Origin of the sequence: Metabacillus sp. 113a, from assembly GCF_050107635.1 — a bacterium.
In the GTDB taxonomy this organism is placed as follows: domain Bacteria; phylum Bacillota; class Bacilli; order Bacillales; family Bacillaceae; genus Metabacillus_B.
The window spans coordinates 145968-164835 of sequence record NZ_JBNILJ010000006.1 but is presented as its reverse complement, the minus strand read 5'-3'; the positions used below and the strand labels follow the sequence as shown (position 1 = coordinate 164835).

General features: G+C 45.0%; 21 protein-coding genes. 12 read left to right on the top strand and 9 right to left on the bottom strand.

Going from position 1 to position 18868, the window contains the following annotated elements; all coding sequences use genetic code 11:
- Positions 1–41: 41 nt before the first annotated feature.
- Positions 42–125, top strand: coding sequence for a YjcZ family sporulation protein (locus ACQCVE_RS11960; RefSeq protein WP_035406462.1), 84 nt, complete (start codon positions 42–44; stop codon positions 123–125).
- Positions 126–227: 102 nt separating this feature from the next.
- The gene (locus ACQCVE_RS11955; protein ID WP_426847109.1) at positions 228–314 is read left to right on the top strand and encodes a YjcZ family sporulation protein; all 87 of its coding nucleotides are present in this window, start codon (positions 228–230) and stop codon (positions 312–314) included.
- A 98-nt stretch (positions 315–412) separates the two neighbouring features.
- On the opposite strand, the gene ACQCVE_RS11950 is transcribed toward ACQCVE_RS11955, so the two are convergent.
- The 4 genes from ACQCVE_RS11950 to ACQCVE_RS11935 form a co-directional block, all read right to left on the bottom strand.
- A complete protein-coding gene (locus ACQCVE_RS11950) occupies positions 413–592 on the bottom strand; it encodes a hypothetical protein (RefSeq protein WP_426847081.1) in 180 nt (59 codons plus the stop codon).
- A 759-nt stretch (positions 593–1351) separates the two neighbouring features.
- Positions 1352–1888 carry a DUF3267 domain-containing protein gene (locus tag ACQCVE_RS11945; protein WP_426847083.1) on the bottom strand — a complete coding sequence of 179 codons (537 nt, stop codon included), beginning with the start codon at positions 1886–1888 and terminating at the stop codon, positions 1352–1354.
- 259 nt (positions 1889–2147) lie between these two features.
- Entirely contained in the window at positions 2148–2753 is a 606-nt protein-coding gene (locus tag ACQCVE_RS11940; RefSeq protein ID WP_426862961.1) for an HTH-type transcriptional regulator Hpr, read from the bottom strand.
- A gap of 200 nt (positions 2754–2953) precedes the next feature.
- Complete coding sequence (locus ACQCVE_RS11935; RefSeq protein ID WP_426847085.1) at positions 2954–3310, bottom strand: YtxH domain-containing protein; 357 nt, start codon at positions 3308–3310, stop codon at positions 2954–2956.
- Between the two features lie 185 nt (positions 3311–3495).
- On the opposite strand from ACQCVE_RS11935, the gene ACQCVE_RS11930 reads away from it, so the two are divergent.
- Positions 3496–3678 carry a hypothetical protein gene (locus ACQCVE_RS11930; protein WP_426847086.1) on the top strand — a complete coding sequence of 61 codons (183 nt, stop codon included), beginning with the start codon at positions 3496–3498 and terminating at the stop codon, positions 3676–3678.
- A 129-nt stretch (positions 3679–3807) separates the two neighbouring features.
- On the opposite strand, the gene ACQCVE_RS11925 is transcribed toward ACQCVE_RS11930, so the two are convergent.
- From ACQCVE_RS11925 to ACQCVE_RS11910, 4 genes are all read right to left on the bottom strand, one after another.
- Positions 3808–4329, bottom strand: coding sequence for a tryptophan transporter (locus tag ACQCVE_RS11925; protein ID WP_426847087.1), 522 nt, complete (start codon positions 4327–4329; stop codon positions 3808–3810).
- A 99-nt stretch (positions 4330–4428) separates the two neighbouring features.
- Positions 4429–5532: a 3-phosphoserine/phosphohydroxythreonine transaminase gene (serC, locus tag ACQCVE_RS11920; protein WP_426862960.1), complete on the bottom strand. Its 1104-nt coding sequence runs from the start codon at positions 5530–5532 to the stop codon at positions 4429–4431.
- A gap of 236 nt (positions 5533–5768) precedes the next feature.
- A complete protein-coding gene (locus tag ACQCVE_RS11915) occupies positions 5769–6197 on the bottom strand; it encodes an HIT family protein (protein WP_426862959.1) in 429 nt (142 codons plus the stop codon).
- Between the two features lie 113 nt (positions 6198–6310).
- Positions 6311–7762, bottom strand: a complete 1452-nt coding sequence (locus ACQCVE_RS11910) for a carbon starvation CstA family protein (protein WP_426847090.1) — start codon at positions 7760–7762, stop codon at positions 6311–6313.
- A gap of 243 nt (positions 7763–8005) precedes the next feature.
- On the opposite strand from ACQCVE_RS11910, the gene ACQCVE_RS11905 reads away from it, so the two are divergent.
- The 5 genes from ACQCVE_RS11905 to ACQCVE_RS11885 all read left to right on the top strand — a co-directional run bounded on the left by ACQCVE_RS11905 (position 8006) and on the right by ACQCVE_RS11885 (position 12085).
- Complete coding sequence (locus ACQCVE_RS11905) at positions 8006–8323, top strand: hypothetical protein (RefSeq protein ID WP_426862958.1); 318 nt, start codon at positions 8006–8008, stop codon at positions 8321–8323.
- Between the two features lie 463 nt (positions 8324–8786).
- A complete protein-coding gene (locus ACQCVE_RS11900; RefSeq protein WP_426862957.1) occupies positions 8787–9536 on the top strand; it encodes an ABC transporter ATP-binding protein in 750 nt (249 codons plus the stop codon).
- Positions 9520–10749 (top strand): ABC transporter permease, encoded by a 1230-nt coding sequence (locus tag ACQCVE_RS11895; RefSeq protein WP_426862956.1) that lies wholly within the window; start codon positions 9520–9522, stop codon positions 10747–10749. The genes ACQCVE_RS11900 and ACQCVE_RS11895 overlap by 17 nt, the downstream gene beginning before the upstream one ends.
- Before the next feature lie 405 nt (positions 10750–11154).
- Positions 11155–11559, top strand: coding sequence for a DUF3992 domain-containing protein (locus ACQCVE_RS11890; protein ID WP_426847094.1), 405 nt, complete (start codon positions 11155–11157; stop codon positions 11557–11559).
- A gap of 67 nt (positions 11560–11626) precedes the next feature.
- On the top strand, positions 11627–12085 hold the full coding sequence (locus tag ACQCVE_RS11885; protein ID WP_426847095.1) for an S-Ena type endospore appendage: 459 nt from the start codon (positions 11627–11629) through the stop codon (positions 12083–12085).
- Positions 12086–12263: 178 nt separating this feature from the next.
- Here the strand turns inward: ACQCVE_RS11885 and ACQCVE_RS11880 are convergent, their stop codons facing one another.
- The gene (locus ACQCVE_RS11880; RefSeq protein ID WP_426862955.1) at positions 12264–12764 is read right to left on the bottom strand and encodes an antibiotic biosynthesis monooxygenase family protein; all 501 of its coding nucleotides are present in this window, start codon (positions 12762–12764) and stop codon (positions 12264–12266) included.
- Between the two features lie 127 nt (positions 12765–12891).
- Between ACQCVE_RS11880 and ACQCVE_RS11875 the strand changes: the two genes are divergently transcribed.
- The 4 genes from ACQCVE_RS11875 to hemY all read left to right on the top strand — a co-directional run bounded on the left by ACQCVE_RS11875 (position 12892) and on the right by hemY (position 18677).
- Positions 12892–15033, top strand: a complete 2142-nt coding sequence (locus tag ACQCVE_RS11875; protein WP_426862954.1) for a transglycosylase domain-containing protein — start codon at positions 12892–12894, stop codon at positions 15031–15033.
- A 127-nt stretch (positions 15034–15160) separates the two neighbouring features.
- Entirely contained in the window at positions 15161–16204 is a 1044-nt protein-coding gene (gene hemE, locus ACQCVE_RS11870) for a uroporphyrinogen decarboxylase (RefSeq protein ID WP_426862953.1), read from the top strand.
- 114 nt (positions 16205–16318) lie between these two features.
- Positions 16319–17251 carry a ferrochelatase gene (gene hemH, locus ACQCVE_RS11865; RefSeq protein WP_426862977.1) on the top strand — a complete coding sequence of 311 codons (933 nt, stop codon included), beginning with the start codon at positions 16319–16321 and terminating at the stop codon, positions 17249–17251.
- 19 nt (positions 17252–17270) lie between these two features.
- Positions 17271–18677: a protoporphyrinogen oxidase gene (gene hemY, locus ACQCVE_RS11860; protein WP_426862952.1), complete on the top strand. Its 1407-nt coding sequence runs from the start codon at positions 17271–17273 to the stop codon at positions 18675–18677.
- Positions 18678–18868: the final 191 nt, after the last annotated feature.

Here is an 18868-nt window from a genome sequence, read left to right as displayed (position 1 = left end):
TCCTCATATACTGTGATGAACGCGAAAGGAGGCTATATGTCATGGGAGGATACAATTCCGGATTTGCGCTGATTGTTGTGTTGTTTATTTTGCTGATTATTGTGGGTGCAGCTTACATTTGCTGATTAATAAGGGCTGTTCGTAACTGCAAATGCAGGATATACGCCCATTCGCAATACAAATGAAATGCATAGTATATCTTAACCATCGGTAAGGAGGTGTGTTCAATGGGCGGTTCTTACGCTGGAGGTTTTGCGTTAATCGTTGTGTTGTTCATTTTGTTGATCATCGTTGGTGCAGCATACGTTTGCTAATAAGCATCTTAGCAAAAATAATCAATAAGCAAAAAAGCTGGCCATCAGATGGTCAGCTTTTTTGTGTATAAATGGATCGGAGCAGCAGATTCCGAGTTCTATGTATAAAGAATTTCAATATACGAAGAGATCAGCAGAATCGTAATAAGGACATTAATCATTCGAAACACTCTCGTTTGACGGTCTTCAGGAATCTCACGAACGACACAAAGCTGGTTCGTTAATGTGTTGATATAAAACAAGATGAAGACAGCAAAGAAAATGAACAAGATGATCACATGAGATCCCCCCTTTCCTTACTGATACATATAAGATTACCAAAATTCTTTAGAAAAAGATAGGAAAATGCCGGTTTGCATCTGCTGTTCTTTCAATATGCAGGCTTTCCATCTTTTGATAAAAAGGCACTGTTTAACCAGGCTGATGATTCCGCAGCCGGCATTTGCTTATTTATGGACTGGAGTCTGGAGTCTGGAGTCTGTTCGCTGATAAGCGGCGCTTTACGGCTGTGCGGCTGTGCGGCTGTGCGGCTTTACCGGTCGGCCGCGCCTTCTTTGCGGGCGCTGGAGCTTTGATGATCGGCTGAATTTGCATAGGAGGGGATGTATCCGATACAGCTGGCTGGACGCAGGGTGAAGACTTGGAGCTGTCTGCCGAAATTGGCATCTTTGTCGAATGCTGCCGAAAAATCGATATATGCCTCATTTCGGTCGATAAAATCAAAAAATAGCCGATATATTGGAAAAATAGCCGATATCCAGCAGAAATAGCCGATATAAGTAAAAAATAGCCGATATAAGTGAAAAGTTGCGATCTTCACGTCTTAAATACACGAAATAAATGGCTTGGACCAGTAATCGAAGCTTAATTCCATGAAAAAAACCCCCGTCCCGCTGTAAAAAGAGAGCAATAATATCCGCCAGACATAAAAAGGCTCTGAACATGTTCAGAGCCTTTTTAATACGGTTGGTTTTCCTGCACCGGTACCGCGTGAAGCATGGCGAATCTTCATCGGGATATGTTACAGCTAATTCCTGCTATTTATGAATCAGGATCTCCAAAGCATTCCGGTCTTCTTCCACAATACAGGTTTTCGGAGCGGCTATAATCAAACGGGCGTATATTAAATCGGGCACACACCAGCCGATATGGAGGGCGGCGGCCAGACAGAAATAATGAACATATTCAGGCATTAAAAGGCTTGCCTGGATGCTGATCGCTGTGAAAATGATAAATGGGGACAGCAAGGTTGCAAGCATCAGCTGTTTATTGATTTTTGCGCAAGGCTTCAGGCGCAGAATCGGGATGATTCCTGCATATTCCATTTTCATTTTTGGCGGTTTTCCGCATGCCATAAGCGGAAGGGAATGAAGCAGTTTATGAACGGGCAAAATCGAAACCAATAATAGAAAGAAAGTCAACATATGCTCTGCATCCAGCTTCTCACTTTGGTCTACCATCGACAAAGGAAGGTAAAGGGCAATAAAAGCTGCAATGGATGCAAGTATAAAATAAATGAATAGACGCTGAAACCCATAGTCTTTCGACAGGTCGATGGTTTTCCAGCAGTTCATACAATCACCATCCCCTAAAAATAAATCCTTACCTACTTTACTGCCGCAGCTTGAAAAAATCAATACTAAAAAACAAAAAAATAATCAAATTAACAAAACATTTATTTTGGCAGTAAAATAGAAGACGGAGCAGGGGGAAATATAAGGCTTCATGCACTTAAATAAGCTCTATAAAAAAAAGCGCAATCAGGGTCTGAAAAGACTCTTTGCGCTTAGTGCAGGTGTTTTTTTCCTCTATGAAGGAGGCTGCTTCCCCTGATTACTGGTTCGCAGCAGCTTTAGGCTGCTCCTCTTCCTTTTCTTCTGCTTCGATTTTCTTTAGACGTCCGTCTTCTTCTTCAAATTCCTTTTCAATGTTGCTGAAAGATCGTTCAAATATTTCCATAAAGTCGTCCCCGTAAATATTCCGGATGATGGCCATCATTTCAATAATTTCAGGGAATTTCCCATAGAGGCTCTGAAGCGGCATCGCTCCTTTGAACACGGCATTTCTAGCAGGATCATAATCCTCCATAAGCTGTAATAGAATTCCTTCTCCTTTAGGAGTCAGCTGAATATACGTGTTCCTTTTGTCGTCGAGTTTCTTTGAGAATTCAAGAAAGCCGCGCTCTTCCAATTTCTTCGAAAAATTAAAAGCAGTTGAGACATGCATCACTCCGAATTTTACGATTTCGGAAATGGAGGCTCCTTTTAAATGATAGGCGATCCACAGAATATGGTGTTCGTTTATGTTTAAATCATAGGGCTTGATCCATTGCTGCCAGTCTTTCTCGATTGATTTCCAAAGCGCTTTGCTTAACTGGGCGATCCTCTGACTAAAGAGCAATGCTTCTTTTACAGTGTAATCCTTTTCATTTTTCTTCATTTCCATTCACCTACTTTTCCCCGTTTCTAATATTCTCTATTATCCCAAAAAAGTAAAGATTAATAAAGATGTAAATTAACAAAATTTTTAAATAAATAAATGCATTCCTTTACTATTGAAAGATATAAGGAAAAAAGGTGCCAAACCGACAAAGTTTGAGCACCTTTTTATTACAGATATTTCTTATATGGGAATATTCATCAATTTTTCATAGTATTCTCTAACTGCTTAATTTTCTCTTCAATTGCTTCAATTTCTTTTTGCAGGTTTTCACGGTGAGGTTCAATTTCCACCTGGAATTCCTGGAGGGACGTTTGCAGTTCAGTTGAGACCTCTTTAATAACTTCTGCACTGTCTTTCGCTGCCTGTACAATCTGTTCTTTTAAAGCGATGCTTTCCTCTTTTAGCTGATTGATGGTATTAAGCATACGGTCTTTGCTGTCTTTGATCTGGCCTCTCAGATCTTTTCCGGAAGAAGGGGCGGAAAGCAGGGCTGCTGCGCCTCCGGCAACGGTTCCGGCAAGAATTCCGAGGAAAATGGATTTGGCTTTTGACATTCATTCATCACTCCCGTTATCCGATATTAAAACATTCCACATTACCACCAAAAAATCCTTCTTTACATGATACCCCACTGCCGCTCTGTTAAACAGGATCACCAGGAGGGAAGGGAAACAAGTTTCATAGCCGGGTTCGTAAAGGCATATACATAGGCGTATAAGGGGGAGAAGGAGGATGCTGATTGGGAATTCTATTCTACTTCATTAGTCTCGTTTTCTTACTCGTTTCACTCAATTATGTAAAAAAGGCGCAGCAGGCTGCTTCCTATCCGCCTAAATGGGTGTTAAAGCAGCGGGCGGCAGTGATGGCGGGAGGAGCAGGGATCACATTGCTTGTCGGCATCATGCTGTCTTTGCTGCATTAAAATAAAGAGGATTGCTCAAATCAGCATGGCTGCTGAACAATATGAATGCAATGTGATGTTTAAAAGCTCAGGCTGATCAAATAAAGGGGACTGCCCGATAACGGTCAGTCCCCTTTGAATCAATCATCTTTAAGCCGAAACGGTTTTTGAACGTTTATTTATGGCTGCAACGATCGGGAAAATAAAGGTTATGGCAATCGTATTCAATGCGGCTGCCGGTAAAACTACAGTTATAAAGAGGGCCGTAAATCCTGCTCCCCCGGGAAGACCTACAAGGAAAAGGGCGCTTCCAAGGAATATGATTCCTGATAATACGGTTCCGATTGCTGTAAAAGCAGGTACAGTCACAGGTTTCGAAGTCATTTTGCCCGCTAAGACAAGCAATGTGAAGAACGCCAGCGCTGTAAGCGGCTTGTCAATGATGTTCGGCAGCTGCCCGCCCGGAAATCCAGTGGTCAATGCTGAAAGAATTCCTGTCAATACCCCCAAAAGCAGTGTGTTTTTTAGGGTTGGAAACAGGGCAATTCCCAAAAACATCATAGTCAGCATCATGTCCGGCTTCATGCCGAAAAAAATCGGCGGGATAATGCTGTGCAAAGCAAGCCCAATGGCGACAAACAGGGACATCGTAACCAGTTCTTTTGTTTTCATAACTCAACTCTCCTCTTCTTGGCTCAAAAGTATGCTTTCCAATGGTGAACTAATTTCCCATTGCAAAAGCGGTTAAACAAATTATAACAGGAGCCCCGCTCATTGAAAAGAAAAAGTGCTGGCGGGATGATTTTTCCTGTAAGCATTCATAAAGCCGGCAAGCTTTTCGCAGGCTTCAAGCGGCACGGCATTGTAAATAGATGCACGGCAGCCGCCAATGCTCCGATGACCGTTTAATCCGATAAACCCCTGTTCTGCCGCCTTCGCAAGAAAGTCCGTTTCTAAATCTTTGTCAGCGAGGGTAAATGTTACATTCATTTGAGACTCGCTGCCTTTTTCAGCGTGGGGGATATAGAACCCTCCGCTCCTTTCAATCGAATCATATAAGGCTGCCGCTTTTTCCCTGTTTTTCTTTTCGAGGCCACGGGTTCCGCCTTGTTTTTCTGCCCACTCTAAAACTAGCCCCAGCATATAAATGGCAAAAGTAGGGGGGGTATTATATAAAGAGTCTGCTTCGGCATGGGTGTTGTAATCGAGAAATTTGGATTGCGGACAGCTGCCCGCTGCAAGCCATTCCTTGTTTGCAATTACAACCGTTACACCTGATGGGCCGAGGTTTTTCTGGGCTCCCGCATAAATCAGACCAAATTTTCCTATATCCAGCGGCCGGGATAAAATATCACTGGACATGTCCGCAACGAGGCGTGCATCCGTCTCAGGGAATTCATGCCACTGCGTACCATAAATGGTATTGTTGGATGTGATATGAAGGTAGGCGAGTCCTTCGTGCGCGGTCCACTCAGTTCTTTGCGGAATTGAACGGAATTGTTTTTCCTTCGACGAAGCAATGACTTTTGTCCGGCCGATCTTCTGTGCTTCCTTCAAAGCTTTTTCTGCCCATGAACCTGTTACGATATAGCCTGCTGTCTGTCCTTCATGCAAAAAATTCATAGGAACCATGGAAAACTGAAGGCTTGCCCCGCCTTGCAAAAAAAGAATATCGTGGGTATCGGGAACCTCCAGAAGCCTCTTCAGCCTGTTCTTTGCTTCTGAGTGAACACGGTTATAATGCTTGCCGCGATGACTCATTTCCATAATCGACATACCTGATTCCTTGTAGCTGCTGAATTCTCTTTGTGCACGTTCCAATACTTCCAGCGGCAATGCAGCCGGCCCTGCACTGAAATTTAAAGCTCTTGCCATTGTATAGCCCCCTAAAGCGTTAATTGAATAAAATTAGTTTCATCGTATCATAAATGACAGACAGTTTTGAATATTTTTGTTGAAATCCCTCTTAATCCGTGCTGCCGGTCTGCAATGCGGGCATTAGGGAAAGGTATTCCGGTCTAAGCAGCAGTGGTCTTGTCTTCCGGGCTGCTTTATTCATGAATACCAAACGGTTCTCACCACGAAAAAACAGCCCATTGAATGGGCTGTTTTCATCGCTGGGATTGAATTCCTTCCCGAATCTGGCCTGCAAGATCCTGAAGGTTTTCAGAGGTGTAATCATTGGTATGGGTTTTCCAAACGGCGCCAAATCCGTCACCTTTGCCGTATCTTGGAATGATGTGCATATGATAATGAAAGACAGACTGTCCGGCGAGCTCTCCGTTATTGTTCAGCAAATTGAGTCCTTCAGGCTGAAATTGTTCTTTAATCGATCGGGTAATGGCAGGAACAGCCTCAAAAAAATGCCGGGCAATTTCAGGAGTCATTTCGTAAATGTTTTCTTTATGTACTTTGGGCACAACAAGGGTATGTCCTTTTGTTACCTGGCTGATATCCAGAAAGGCGACAACATGCTCGTTTTCAAAAACCTTGGCTCCCGGTATTTCCCCGTTAATGATTTTGCAGAAAATGCAGCTCATTTAATCATCCCTTTCACAACTGTTTAGGGGTATTTTACCATAACGATGTCAGAGGATGGAACTTGCGGGAACTAAAAGAGAAGGACTGCAGGTGTAATCTGCAGCCCTGTAGACTAGGCTGCGTTTCCGCCGCCGGATACTTCCAGTTCAAGCGGGAGTTTTTCCTTTCTTGCTTTTCTGGCCGCCCGCACAAACAGCACAATGATCAGAGAAGTTATGAAGGCTGCTGCAATCAGTGCAGCGTTCATAGGAAGACGAAAACCGATAGGTGCATTCAAAATATAAGTCATTGTAGCCATTGTCATGAAAATTCCAGGGATCATGGCGACCCAGTAATTTTTCTTGGCAATGAACAGGTACATGGCCCCTACCCAGAGGGCAATAACCGCTGTGGACTGGTTTGCCCATGAAAAGTACCGCCAAAGCAAATTGAAGTCGATGTTTGTAAGTGCATAAGAGATGACAAAGAGCGGCAGTGCAATCCATAACCGGTTTAAAAACGTTTTCTGCGTAATGGTAAAGTAATCGGCAATAATCATTCTTGCGCTTCTAAAGCAGGTATCTCCGGAGGTGATTGGCAGGACTATCACGCCAAGAACAGCGAGCGTCCCGCCGATAGCTCCAAGCATTATGGCGGAGGATTCACTTACGACCGCAGCCGGACCGCCATTTGCAAGCACTTCATTCAGCCCTCCGGAACCATTAAACAGGCTCATGGCTGCAGCAGCCCAAATCATGGCGATGATTCCTTCTGCTATCATCATGCCGTAAAAGATTTTCCGGCCGTTTTTTTCATTTTTAGCTGTTCTTGAAATAATCGGTGTCTGGGTTGCATGAAAACCCGAAAGCGCTCCGCAGGAGATGGTCAGAAACAGCAGCGGAAACACGGGCATATTATCAGGATGCATATTTTGCAGGGTCAGCTCTGGAATCGGCGCGCCTGTAAACACGAGCATTCCGCCCACCCCTAAAGCGCTGATCAGCAAAAGTGCACCAAAGTATGGGTAAAGCCTGCCAATGATTTTATCAATGGGCAGCAAAGTGGCAAGGATATAATACAAAAAAATGGCTCCTACGATCAGCCCCATTGTCACACTGCCTCCGAACAGATCTCCTAGCAGGGCAGCGGGGGCGCTGACAAAAACAGTTCCTGTTAAAAGAAGCAGCAGGATTGCAAAAATATTAACTACATGTTTCATCGCTTTTCCCAGGAATTTTCCCGCAAGCTCCGGAAGATGCGCGCCGCGGTTTCGTATGGAAATCATTCCTGTCAGGTAATCATGCACTGCTCCGGCAAATATGCAGCCGGCTACAATCCAGATAAATGCTACAGGTCCGTAGAGCGCTCCCAATATGGGTCCGAAAATCGGACCGACACCTGCGATGTTAAGCAGCTGGATCAATGCATTCTTTTTCGTTCCCATCGGAAGGTAATCCACTCCGTCCTGATGAGTGTATGCCGGAGTTGAACGGTTTTCCTTAATGCCAAATATTTTCTCGATCACTTTCCCGTAAATGAAATAGCCTGCAATCAACAGTGCAATTCCTGCAAGAAATGTATACAAACAATCCCCTCCGTTTGTTCAATATAAAGTTTGCCTTAGATAGAAAACGCTTACACAATTCTTCTCTTAAACCTAACATGTTTCAGAATGAATAGCTACATGGATGATTTTTCAGGAAAGGAAAAACCGGAGCCTGCGAATGAGGTTACAGGATTGGAACGGAAGAAAATGGAACCTATCTGAACGATCAAACGTAATGGATAGAGATAACCAAAATACAGGTATAAATGGAGGGGGATTTAGATGAAAAAAGTTATTTCTATTCTCTTGACCGGCCTCGTATTAGCAGGTACAAGCTGGACCATTTCTTTTTATGCAGGCGGAGAAGCAGCGGACTATGCATTTTTTGTAGGACTGCTTGGATTTGCCCTTATTTACTTTTTTTCATCATCCGGAGGTGCTTTTTCCAATACGGTGGATGTGGCTCTACAATCTGCCACGGGGACTAAGATGGAACATCAAAAACATAAATTTCAGATTAGCTATGCGCTTATCGCAGCAGGAATATTTACACTATTTGCCCTCCTTATTATGCTGGTTAAATACGCAGAATATTTTTAAGGCTGAAGGAGTGAGAAGGGTTACGTTGGGGATGCCGCAGACTGAGGATAAAACAGGAAAGCAGGACCTGCAGCGTTTGGCAGGCCCTGCTTAAGAAGAAGGGAAGGACTCATTTTTAAAACGGTAATATGCCTTCGACAAACACCTCATTTGATAGAAGCGGCTGGCTTAAAAAGGTTTCAATCAGAAATTCTGCCTTTAACAAACACCTCATTTTTAAGCGATGTGCTCGCGGATACAATCCTTGACTTCCACTCTGGTGAACTGTTTAAGCTTTTACGTCTTTGACAAACACCTCATTCGCAAAGTAAATGAACTTCCTTCTTCCCTATTTAGAATGCTCGATGGCATGAGCCTCTATACTGGATAATTTTGCTTAAAGCCACCGGCTTACACGACAGCGGCCCAGTCGTTTTGTTATGATACATACATGAACAATACAGTATGGAGAGGGATTAAGGATATGACACTTTTGCATGTAGATGGTGTAACAGGGGGCTACACAAGAAATCCGGTCTTGAAAGATGTTTCTTTTTCTGTTGAAAAAGGCCAGATTGTAGGGCTGATCGGATTAAACGGGGCCGGGAAAAGCACGGCCATTAAACACATCATCGGGCTGATGGAACCGAATAAAGGAAAGATCTCCATTAATGGGCAGACGTTTGATGATCATCATGAACAATACAGGCAGCAGTTTACGTTTATCCCTGAAACGCCGATTCTTTACGAGGAAATGACGCTTTATGAACATTTGGAGCTTACCGCGATGGCGTATGGACTTTCGAAAACTGAATTGGATTCAAGACTGGCTCCGCTTGTGAAAGAATTCAGAATGGAAAAGCGCTTGAAATGGTTTCCTGCTCATTTCTCCAAAGGGATGAAACAAAAAGTCATGATCATGTGCGCCTTTCTGGTTGAGCCGGAACTGTATATTATTGACGAACCTTTTGTGGGTCTGGATCCGCTTGCGATTAATTCATTGCTTGAGCAAATGGATACGGCTAAGCAAAGGGGGGCAGGCATTCTTATGTCCACGCACATCCTTGCGACTGCGGAACGCTATTGCGATGCATTTATTATTTTGCATAATGGTGAGGTGCGTGCCAAAGGGACCTTAAGCGATTTGCAGCGGGAATTCGGGATGAGTGGAGCGAACCTGGATGATCTTTACATTCAGCTGACGAAGGAAGAAGATTATGAAGAGCGTTCTTGAGCTGTGGAACAGCCGTCTCGAAGAGCATATAAAGGAAGTCCGCTCCTACTTGAGGTATATGCTCAACGACCATCTTTTAATTGTTATGATCTTTCTCCTGGCAGGAGGGGCGCTATGGTATCAATCGTGGCTGAAAGAGCTTCCTGAAGCATTTCCGGCTGAAATGGCAACTGCAGCTGTACTTGCTGCTGTCCTCATTCTTTCGAGTGTACGAACGTTATTTAAAGAAGCAGATTTAGTATTTTTGCTTCCGCTTGAAGGGAAGATGAACCCTTATTTAAGGAAAGCGAAAACCTATAGTTTTATCCAGTTTATGCTGCCAATCATTTTGCTGTTTCTTTTGCTCGGCCCGCTCTATCTTGCTGTTTCCTCTGCGGGAGCTTGGTATTTGGCAACGGGTGTTTTGCTGTTATTGCTAATCTGGTGGAACATGGACTGTGATTGGTACATATCCTTTTCACAAGAAAATATATCTATAGCTGGGGATCGGCTTGTCCGGTTCGCATTGAATGCTGCAGTCCTGTATTTTGTCCTTTCAGCTATGCCTGTTTATGCTCTTATCATTGCCTTGCTTATGGGAATGCTTTATATGTATTACAGACGTACAGCAAAAGGCAAGGGACTTAGATGGGATCGGCTTATCCGAGCAGAGTACCGCAAAAAGCAGTCCTTTTACCGGCTAGCCGATTTGTTTACAGATGTACCTAAGCTTCGTAAGGAAGCAAAACGAAGGATCTATCTTGACTGGATTCTAAGCAGCATTAAGTTCGGACAAGAGCATGTTTACCTGTACATGCTATCGAGAGCCTTTATTAGAGGAACGGATTATTTAGGAGTTTTCATCCGGCTTACCGTCATAGCCGGAGCCGTTGCTTTTTTTGCAGAAACCAATCTTTATGGAGCGATTGCGGTTATCCTGGCCGCCATTTTCTTGACTGGTGTGCAGCTGATCTCGCTAGTGAAGCATTTCGATATGCTCTCCTTGCCGGATCTGTACCCAGTCAGGACAGAAGTGAAAAGTAAAAGCTTTTACACACTTCTTCGAACGATCCTTCTCACACAAGGCTTTCTCATTGGAGCTGTCCTAATGCTGAAATTGGAGTGGATTCAGGGAGCTGCTTCAATAGGAGCGGCTGTCGTATTTGTGTTCATTTTCGTTTATGGCTATGTGAGAAGAAGGGTGGAAGCCATGACAAGCAGGGGGAATCAATAAAAAAAGTTGAAATGTCCCGGGCTTGTCTGAACGATCACACTGAGTGAACATATTCCAATAGGTAACCCCTGGTATGCTCATGTGCATACCAGGGGTTTTCTTATGCGAAAATACTGCTGCTCTTAGCTGCAGATGGCAGCCAGCAGTGTTTGTCATTACTGCGTCTCTCCTTTCCTGCTATTCCTGAAAGAGCCTTCACACCTCTCCGATCCAATCTGAAGCCTAAACAACCAGCAAACCGCTTAAGCTTTTCAAGGTCTAACTATTGAACAATCCTTTTTGCGGACATCTTGAGGAGGAATTCAATTTAATGAAAAATTATTATCTACGCTTAGTCCTATCTCCCATACCATTTTCTTCAAAAACCATAGAATATTTTATCTTTACAAAAGGAGATGAATTACTATGGCAAGCTGCTGCGGCTGTTGTCCGGACGATTCAATGAGAGGCGATATCGTTACGGATGATTTTTGCGGTAATTTCAATGTACCATGCAGGGGAGGAGGCAACCCTCTGCCCGAGCTGCTGTGGAGGGCGGCAAATGTATTAAACGGAGTGGAAACAGCAGGCACGGTAAGTGTATATTATGATAGCGGCTGTGCGGATGAACTGCTGATGATTCCAATTGTCCTTGTTAATGGAGCAGAGGAAAATCTCGCTCCAATTTTAATAGCCCCTGGCAATACAAGATCGTATACGACTAAAAATTTGGTAGGCTTGCTTATTGTATGTTCTTCCGAAAGCAATCAGCAGGGCTCCTGCAGAGGGAAATATTGCATCACGTATCACTATGATGTACTTGCTGTCTAAAACTCTAGTATTGAATGCGTCATCAAAGCACGATTCTTATTGACCTTTATCGAAGTGAGGCGAGAAAATGGATGACACAAGATGGATTGAAAGCCGATGTCCGGAATTTATTTATCCAAAGGGCTGTCAGGGCATATATCCGCCTAAACCACCCTGTCCCAAGCCAAAAATAGAAAAACGCCTCATTTCTGATGAGGTTTGCGGAAATATTAGTCAGCCCTGCGACGGAAGCTTTGTGGAGTATTGGAGAGCAGTCGGTCTGCCGCAATTCCCTTCAGCCACTGTATCGGTCGTGAATAAAAGTGATTGCATCATGACTGTCCGGGCAGATACGAACGGTGACGGTGTGCCGAATGCTACTCTATTTCAGCTGACTGAAAGGAATCAGACGAAATCTGTGACGATCGGCAGCATTAGTCAGCTTGAGGTAAGGTGTCAGAATGGCAGTACGCCAAGTGGAACGTGCAGCGGTACTTTTTGCCTGACCCTCCACTACGAGAGAGACATTATCCATCTATTGGATTAACAATCCGGATGCTCAGGCAAAGAAAAGAGCCTGCACTGTGTGAAAATAGTGTCAAAAGTTTGTCATTTCCTTGGAAATATTCCAAAATTGAGCATTTCAATAATGTTTCATTTGTCTAAACATGGTATAGTATTTGTCGTTAATGCAAAAAGGATCCGCTTTACGCGGATCCCTGCCATTACTTTAAAACTTGATAGGTGGTCACGTAAGAAGGTCGGGGGAAGATGGATTTTTGATCAACCCCGTCAGAGGTTCCTCTCTTTTTGTGGGCCTGCTCATAGGCGTTTGACTGCTGCCAGTTTTTAAAAGAGGCTTCGTCCTCCCACAATGTGAGGATGACATACGTATCATCGCGCAGCGGTCGGAGAACGCGGATTGCAGCGAAGCCGGGTTCGTTTTCAATCATCCTGGCCCGTTCCTTAAAGCGCTGCTCAAACAGCGGTTTTCCTTCTTCTGTAACAGGAATGTTATTTAATACAGCGTATCCGGCTCTCTCAAATAACCCGGCTGTGTCGAGCACCTCATACCTTTTCGGTTCCTTCAGCATCGTTTCTCCATCTGTCTCGTGAATCAGCATCGCACTCTCATCCGTATGCATCAGGAGCATATTCTCCTGCGCATTTCTTTCTGCAATACCCTCTAAATAGTCAACTGTTCCAAATGTCATGTACAAGTTCATCGGAATCACCTCTTGTTCATTATAGTCAGTATTCAAGTTCAGAGCCATTCATGAACTGTACATATTAATACCTGAAAATACCAATCCTAAAACCTAAACAGGAAATCCCACAGAATCGGGTGATAAAATGAAGCGTTTTACAATAAGGACGGCTGCTGCATTGGGAATTATCATCATTATTTCATTAACAGGTTATCTTACTATATTAGTTGCCGGCAGCACGATGATTGATGAGAAAAAACTGGTCATGCCTTCCGCCACACGGCTTGTGGATGCAGAGGGAAAAGAAATAACCCGGCTGTATGAGCAAAACAGAGAGATTGTCGGGATTGAAAAAATACCTGAACACGTTCAGCAAGCATTTATCGCAGTTGAGGATCAGCGATTTTATGAGCACAGCGGAATCGATGTGAAGGCGATTGGACGGGCTGTTTATAAAGACATCGCAGCTGGAGGAAAGGTTGAGGGCGGGAGCACGATCACTCAGCAGCTCGCAAAAAATGTCTTTTTGTCAGGTGAAAAATCCTGGCTTAGAAAAACAAAGGAAGCTGCGATAGCCATCAGTCTTGAAAACAAATACAGCAAGGAAAAGCTTTTAGAAATGTATTTAAACCAGCTTTACTTCGGGCATGGCGCTTATGGAGTAGAGGCAGCGTCCCGTTATTTTTTCCAAAAGGATGTTTCTGAACTGACAGTGGAAGAAGGGGCAACGCTTGCTTCGCTTCCAAAAGCTCCGTCTTCCTACTCTCCGATTCTTCACCCTGAAAAAGCGAAGGAGCGGAGGGATACGGTGCTTTCTCTTATGGAGGAGCAGGGACATCTCTCAGCAGAGGATGCCGTGAGCCTCCAGGGGAAAACACTTGGGCTGAATGTCAGCAAGAAGCTTGACCGCCCATGGCTATACAGCTATGTTGACCTCGTGATGGACGAAGCAGAGAAAACCTACTCGATTTCGAATCAGGAGCTGCTGCGGGGCGGATATACCATTACGGTCCCCCTGAATCAGGAAATTCAAAAGAAGGCTTATGAAGCGTTTCAATCCGATTCAAACTTTCCGGGAACAAATAATGAAGCTCAAGGTTCATTTGTCCTGCTGGACAATCAGACCGGGGGTGTAATGGCTGCTGTAGGCGGCAGGGATTATGTTCCAAAAGGGTACAACCGCGTAACTGCAAAAAGGCAGCCGGGTTCTACGTTTAAGCCGCTGGCTGTTTTCGGACCTGCCATGGAAGAAAACCTGTACGAGCCCTATTCGCTTCTCTCGGATTCCTTTCAGACCTACGCAGGCGGCTATGCACCGGAAAACCATGATGACCGGTACCAGGGACAGGTGACGATGTTTGACGCACTCATAAATTCCAAGAATGCTCCTGCTGTTTGGACGATGAACGAACTTGGAATCGAAAAGAGCAAAGCATACCTGGAAAAGCAAGGGGTAGGTGTCGAAGATGACGGACTGGCTATTGCTCTCGGAGGTCTGACAGAGGGAGTAACGCCTCTGCAGCTTGCCAGCGCTTATCGCGTCTTTCCTAAAGAAGGGATGTATGCGGAAGCGTATTTCATTGACAGCATTCAGGATCGGAACAGGAAGGTCATCGGGGAAAGGGAGCAGAAAGAATCCAAAGTCTATTCTAAACAGACCGCGTGGAATATGACGAGGATGCTTCAGCACACGGTCAGCGAAGGGACAGCGAAAGACGGCTCTTATTCTGGAGACCTGGCAGGAAAAACCGGAACAACCTCTTACCCGAAAAAAGAAGGAGCCGTGATGGATGCCTGGTTTGCAGGCTTTACTCCTGAAGTAACCGGCGCCCTGTGGATGGGATATGACCATACGACGGAAACCCGGCATTTAACGGCTGGGAGCTCTTATCCGACGAAGCTTTTTAAAGCCATTATCAGCGAAGCGGAATCCGTGCCGAAAACAGCTTTTGCTGTGCCACAGGGTACGGATGATCTTGAAAAGCCAATCAGACTGAAAGCCCTCAATGATATTCATGCTGATTATGCGTTTGAGCCTCTCGGATTAATAACGGTCTCGCTATCGTGGGAAAAGCAGGAAGATCCGCGTGTTGAGTACAGGATTTATGAAAAGGATGGAGGCAGTGAAAAGCTGATCGGCAAGGTGAAAAATGACAGCTCTTATGCTATCCCTTTCAGCAATGTGTTTTCATCAGCTTCCTATAAAGTAGTGCCTTTTAATGAACAGACGAACGAAGAAGGCAAAGGCACGCCATATGTTCAGCCTAAGATTTTTTCCGGCATGTAAAAGAAAGGAGCCCACGGGCTCCTTTTTAGTCTATTTTTTGACAAATGCACGACTCTGCTATACTAATGAAATGAGAACGTTTATATTGGAAACACATACATACGAGATTAAGTAAGGTGGGAGAATCATGGAATCCAAACCATTCAATGATGCCTTTTTAAAGGCTTGCAGAGGGGAAAAGACCGATCATGTACCGCTATGGTTCATGAGGCAGGCGGGACGCTCCCAGCCGGAATACAGGGAAATTAAAGAAAAATACGGGTTATTTGAAATTACTCACCAGCCTGAGCTTGCAGCTTACGTTACAAGGCTGCCCGTCGAGCAATACAATACGGACGCCGCCATTTTATACAAGGACATTATGACTCCGCTTCCGGCCATTGGTGTGGATGTGGAAATTAAGACTGGAATCGGTCCGGTGATCAGCAATCCGATCCGGAGCGTAAAGGATGTTGAAAGGCTTGGGGAAATTCATCCTGAAGAAGACATCCCGTATATCCTCGAGACCATCAGAATTTTGACGAAAGAACAGCTTCAAGTTCCGCTTATCGGGTTCGCAGGAGCTCCATTTACATTGGCAAGCTATATGATTGAAGGCGGTCCATCCAAAAATTACAACAAAACCAAGGCATTTATGTACTCTGAGCCCAAAGCGTGGTTTGCGCTCATGGATAAACTGGCCGATACGATGATTACGTATATAGAATCCCAGGTAAAGGCGGGAGCTAAGGCCATCCAGATTTTTGATTCATGGGTTGGGGCTTTGAATGTTCAGGATTACAGAACGTTTATAAAGCCGGTCATGAGCCGTATTTTCACAAGCCTTGCACCGCTTGAAGTACCGCTCATTATGTTTGGTGTCGGGGCAAGCCACCTTGCCAGGGAGTGGCATGACTTGCCGCTGGATGTTGTTGGCCTTGATTGGAGGCTTTCCATTGATGAAGCAAGAACTCTCGGATTGACGAAAACCCTTCAGGGCAACCTCGATCCTGCCATATTGCTTGCGCCATGGAACGTAATAGAAGAAAGACTGGCTGACATCGTCGATCAGGGAATAAAAACCGATCGGTTTATCTTTAACCTGGGTCACGGAGTGTTCCCGGATGTGCAGCCGGACACACTTAGAAAAGTAGCCTCATTTGTTCATGAATATTCTGCGGCCCGCAAATAACTGAAAAAACATTCCAAGAGCATCCTGCTTGGAATGTTTCCTCTTAAAGTGGCAAAATGGAAAACATAAGGGAAAGGATTGTGTTCCTTTTCACAAAATAAAAGAGGTGCTTGGATCATGAAAAAAAAGATGGGCCTTCTCGTAATGGCTTACGGAACTCCATATAAAGAAGAAGATATTGAACGGTATTATACGCATATCCGCCACGGCAGACCCCCGGCGCCTGAAATGCTCCAGGATTTAAAAGACCGCTATGAAGCGATCGGAGGGATTTCTCCGCTGGCGAAAATCACTCTCGAACAGGCAGAAAAGCTTGAGCGGCATTTGAACACGGTTCAGGATGACATTGAATTTACCATGTATCTTGGCTTAAAGCATATCGAGCCTTTTGTTGAAGACGCCGTTAAGCAAATGCACGAAGACGGCATTACAGAGGCTGTGAGCATTGTCCTTGCTCCCCACTATTCAACCTTCAGCATTAAATCCTATAATGGACGGGCAAAGGAAGAAGCAGAAAAGCTCGGCAATCTCTCCATTACTTCGGTTGAAAGCTGGTACCGGGAACCGAAGTTTATTCAATACTGGTCTGACCGGGTCAAGCAGACGCTGGATGCGATGTCAGAGGAAAATAGAAAAACAGCCGTACTCATTGTCTCTGCCCACAGTCTGCCTGAAAAAATTATCGCGGCAGGAGATCCATACCCGGATCAGCTGAAAGAAACGGCTGATTTAATTGCCGAAGCGGCAGGTGTACAGAATTATGAGATCGGCTGGCAAAGCGCCGGGAATACCCCGGATCCATGGATCGGACCGGATGTACAGGATCTGACCCGCGATTTATATGAACAAAAAGGATACAGAAACTTTATCTACACACCCGTAGGGTTTACAGCCGACCACCTTGAGGTCCTGTTTGATAACGACTATGAGTGCAAAGTCGTAACAGATGAACTGGGAGCAGGCTACTTCAGGCCGGAAATGCCGAATGCACAGGATGAGTTCATTGACTGCCTGTCAACTGTAGTGCTCAAGCATCTTCATAAGTAATGAAAAGAAGGCGAATACAATGAACACAAAAAAAATTGTGATTTTAGGCGGCGGGCTTACTGGTCTTTCCGCCGCCTACTACCTGCAAAAGGAACTGGCAGCCCGTTCAGAGAAAGCGGAGATTACGCTCATAGAAGCAAGTCCGAGACTCGGCGGGAAAATCAAGACGGTCCGCAAAGACGGATACGTGATTGAAAGAGGCCCTGATTCCTTTCTAGAAAGAAAATCAAGTGCTCCCGAGCTTGTAAAGGATCTCGGCCTGGAAAGCCAGCTTGTAAACAACGCGGTCGGCCGTTCGTATGTTTTGCTTAAGGACGGCCTTCACCCCATTCCAAGAGGAGCTGTAATGGGGATACCGACGCAGGTAAAACCGTTTGTGACTTCAGGCCTTTTTTCTTTAACAGGCAAGCTCCGGGCAGCGGGAGATTTTATCCTTCCTAAAGGCGAACAGCAGAACGATCAGTCATTGGGCCGGTTTTTCAGACGGAGGCTTGGGGACGAGGTAGTAGAAAATCTGATTGAGCCGCTTCTATCCGGAATATATGCAGGGGACATTGACAAGCTCAGTCTGATGTCTACCTTCCCGCAATTTTACGAAACGGAGCAGGAGCATAGAAGCCTGATTCTCGGAATGAAAAAATCTGTGCCCGGCACAAGCCAAAAGCATGATCCTTCCAGAAAGAAGGGGATTTTTCAGACGCTGACGGGCGGCCTGGAAACACTCATTGAAGCACTTGAGGAAAGCCTGACCGGCGTCCGGGTCTTAAAAGGGACAAGAGTAAATGCAATCAAAAAGCAGTCCAATGGAACGTATGAAATTGGTCTGAGCAGCGGATTGCAAGTGGAAGCAGATTCCGTCATTATGGCTCTGCCGCACACAGCTGCAGGGAGCTTGTTAGAGGATAGCGAATTTGATTATTTCCGCCAAATGCCTTCCACGTCAGTAGCAACGGTTGCTCTCATTTTTTCAAAGGAAAACGTCAGCATGACCAAAGAAGGAACAGGCTTTGTTATCTCAAGGAACGGCGGCTACTCCATTACCGCATGTACATGGACGAACAAAAAATGGCCTCATACAGCACCGGATGATAAAGTAATTCTTCGCGCCTACGTAGGCAAGGCAGGAGAAGAAACCATCGTTGACCAATCTGATGAACAGCTCGCAGCGATCGTGATGGAAGATTTAAAGAAAACAATGGCGATTAGCGGTAAACCAGAAGATTATGTGGTCAGCAGATGGAAGCAGTCGATGCCGCAATACAATGTGGGGCACCGTGAGAACATGGAAAGAATCAGCCATTATACAAGTCAAACATACCCTGGTCTTTACCTTGCAGGAGCGTCCTTCGGGGGAGTCGGTCTTCCGGATTGCATTGATCAGGGTAAGGCAGCGGTAAAGAAGACAATGGAGTATTTAAAATTATAGATGCAGCTTTGATAATGAGATTAAGCTGGGGCACCGTAAGCACAGGCGTTTCATTCGCATCACGTTGAAGAAGCAGGGGACAGGCATTGCGTCTGTCCCCTGCTTTTGCTGCCGTCCTTTACTCCGGCACCGGATCTGGGGAGCTTAGACGCACGAGGGTCTGGCAGCTTGATGTTTTCCCTCCCGAATTG

Coding starts and splice junctions, on each gene's coding strand:
- ACQCVE_RS11960 (WP_035406462.1), top strand. CDS start 42: ATGGGAGGATACAATTCCGGATTTGCGCTGATTGTTGTGTTGTTTATT.
- ACQCVE_RS11955 (WP_426847109.1), top strand. CDS start 228: ATGGGCGGTTCTTACGCTGGAGGTTTTGCGTTAATCGTTGTGTTGTTC.
- ACQCVE_RS11945 (WP_426847083.1), bottom strand. CDS start 1,888: ATGAACTGCTGGAAAACCATCGACCTGTCGAAAGACTATGGGTTTCAG.
- ACQCVE_RS11940 (WP_426862961.1), bottom strand. CDS start 2,753: ATGAAGAAAAATGAAAAGGATTACACTGTAAAAGAAGCATTGCTCTTT.
- ACQCVE_RS11935 (WP_426847085.1), bottom strand. CDS start 3,310: ATGTCAAAAGCCAAATCCATTTTCCTCGGAATTCTTGCCGGAACCGTT.
- ACQCVE_RS11925 (WP_426847087.1), bottom strand. CDS start 4,329: ATGAAAACAAAAGAACTGGTTACGATGTCCCTGTTTGTCGCCATTGGG.
- serC (WP_426862960.1), bottom strand. CDS start 5,532: ATGGCAAGAGCTTTAAATTTCAGTGCAGGGCCGGCTGCATTGCCGCTG.
- ACQCVE_RS11915 (WP_426862959.1), bottom strand. CDS start 6,197: ATGAGCTGCATTTTCTGCAAAATCATTAACGGGGAAATACCGGGAGCC.
- ACQCVE_RS11905 (WP_426862958.1), top strand. CDS start 8,006: ATGAAAAAAGTTATTTCTATTCTCTTGACCGGCCTCGTATTAGCAGGT.
- ACQCVE_RS11900 (WP_426862957.1), top strand. CDS start 8,787: ATGACACTTTTGCATGTAGATGGTGTAACAGGGGGCTACACAAGAAAT.
- ACQCVE_RS11895 (WP_426862956.1), top strand. CDS start 9,520: ATGAAGAGCGTTCTTGAGCTGTGGAACAGCCGTCTCGAAGAGCATATA.
- ACQCVE_RS11890 (WP_426847094.1), top strand. CDS start 11,155: ATGGCAAGCTGCTGCGGCTGTTGTCCGGACGATTCAATGAGAGGCGAT.
- ACQCVE_RS11885 (WP_426847095.1), top strand. CDS start 11,627: ATGGATGACACAAGATGGATTGAAAGCCGATGTCCGGAATTTATTTAT.
- ACQCVE_RS11880 (WP_426862955.1), bottom strand. CDS start 12,764: ATGAACTTGTACATGACATTTGGAACAGTTGACTATTTAGAGGGTATT.
- ACQCVE_RS11875 (WP_426862954.1), top strand. CDS start 12,892: ATGAAGCGTTTTACAATAAGGACGGCTGCTGCATTGGGAATTATCATC.
- hemE (WP_426862953.1), top strand. CDS start 15,161: ATGGAATCCAAACCATTCAATGATGCCTTTTTAAAGGCTTGCAGAGGG.
- hemY (WP_426862952.1), top strand. CDS start 17,271: ATGAACACAAAAAAAATTGTGATTTTAGGCGGCGGGCTTACTGGTCTT.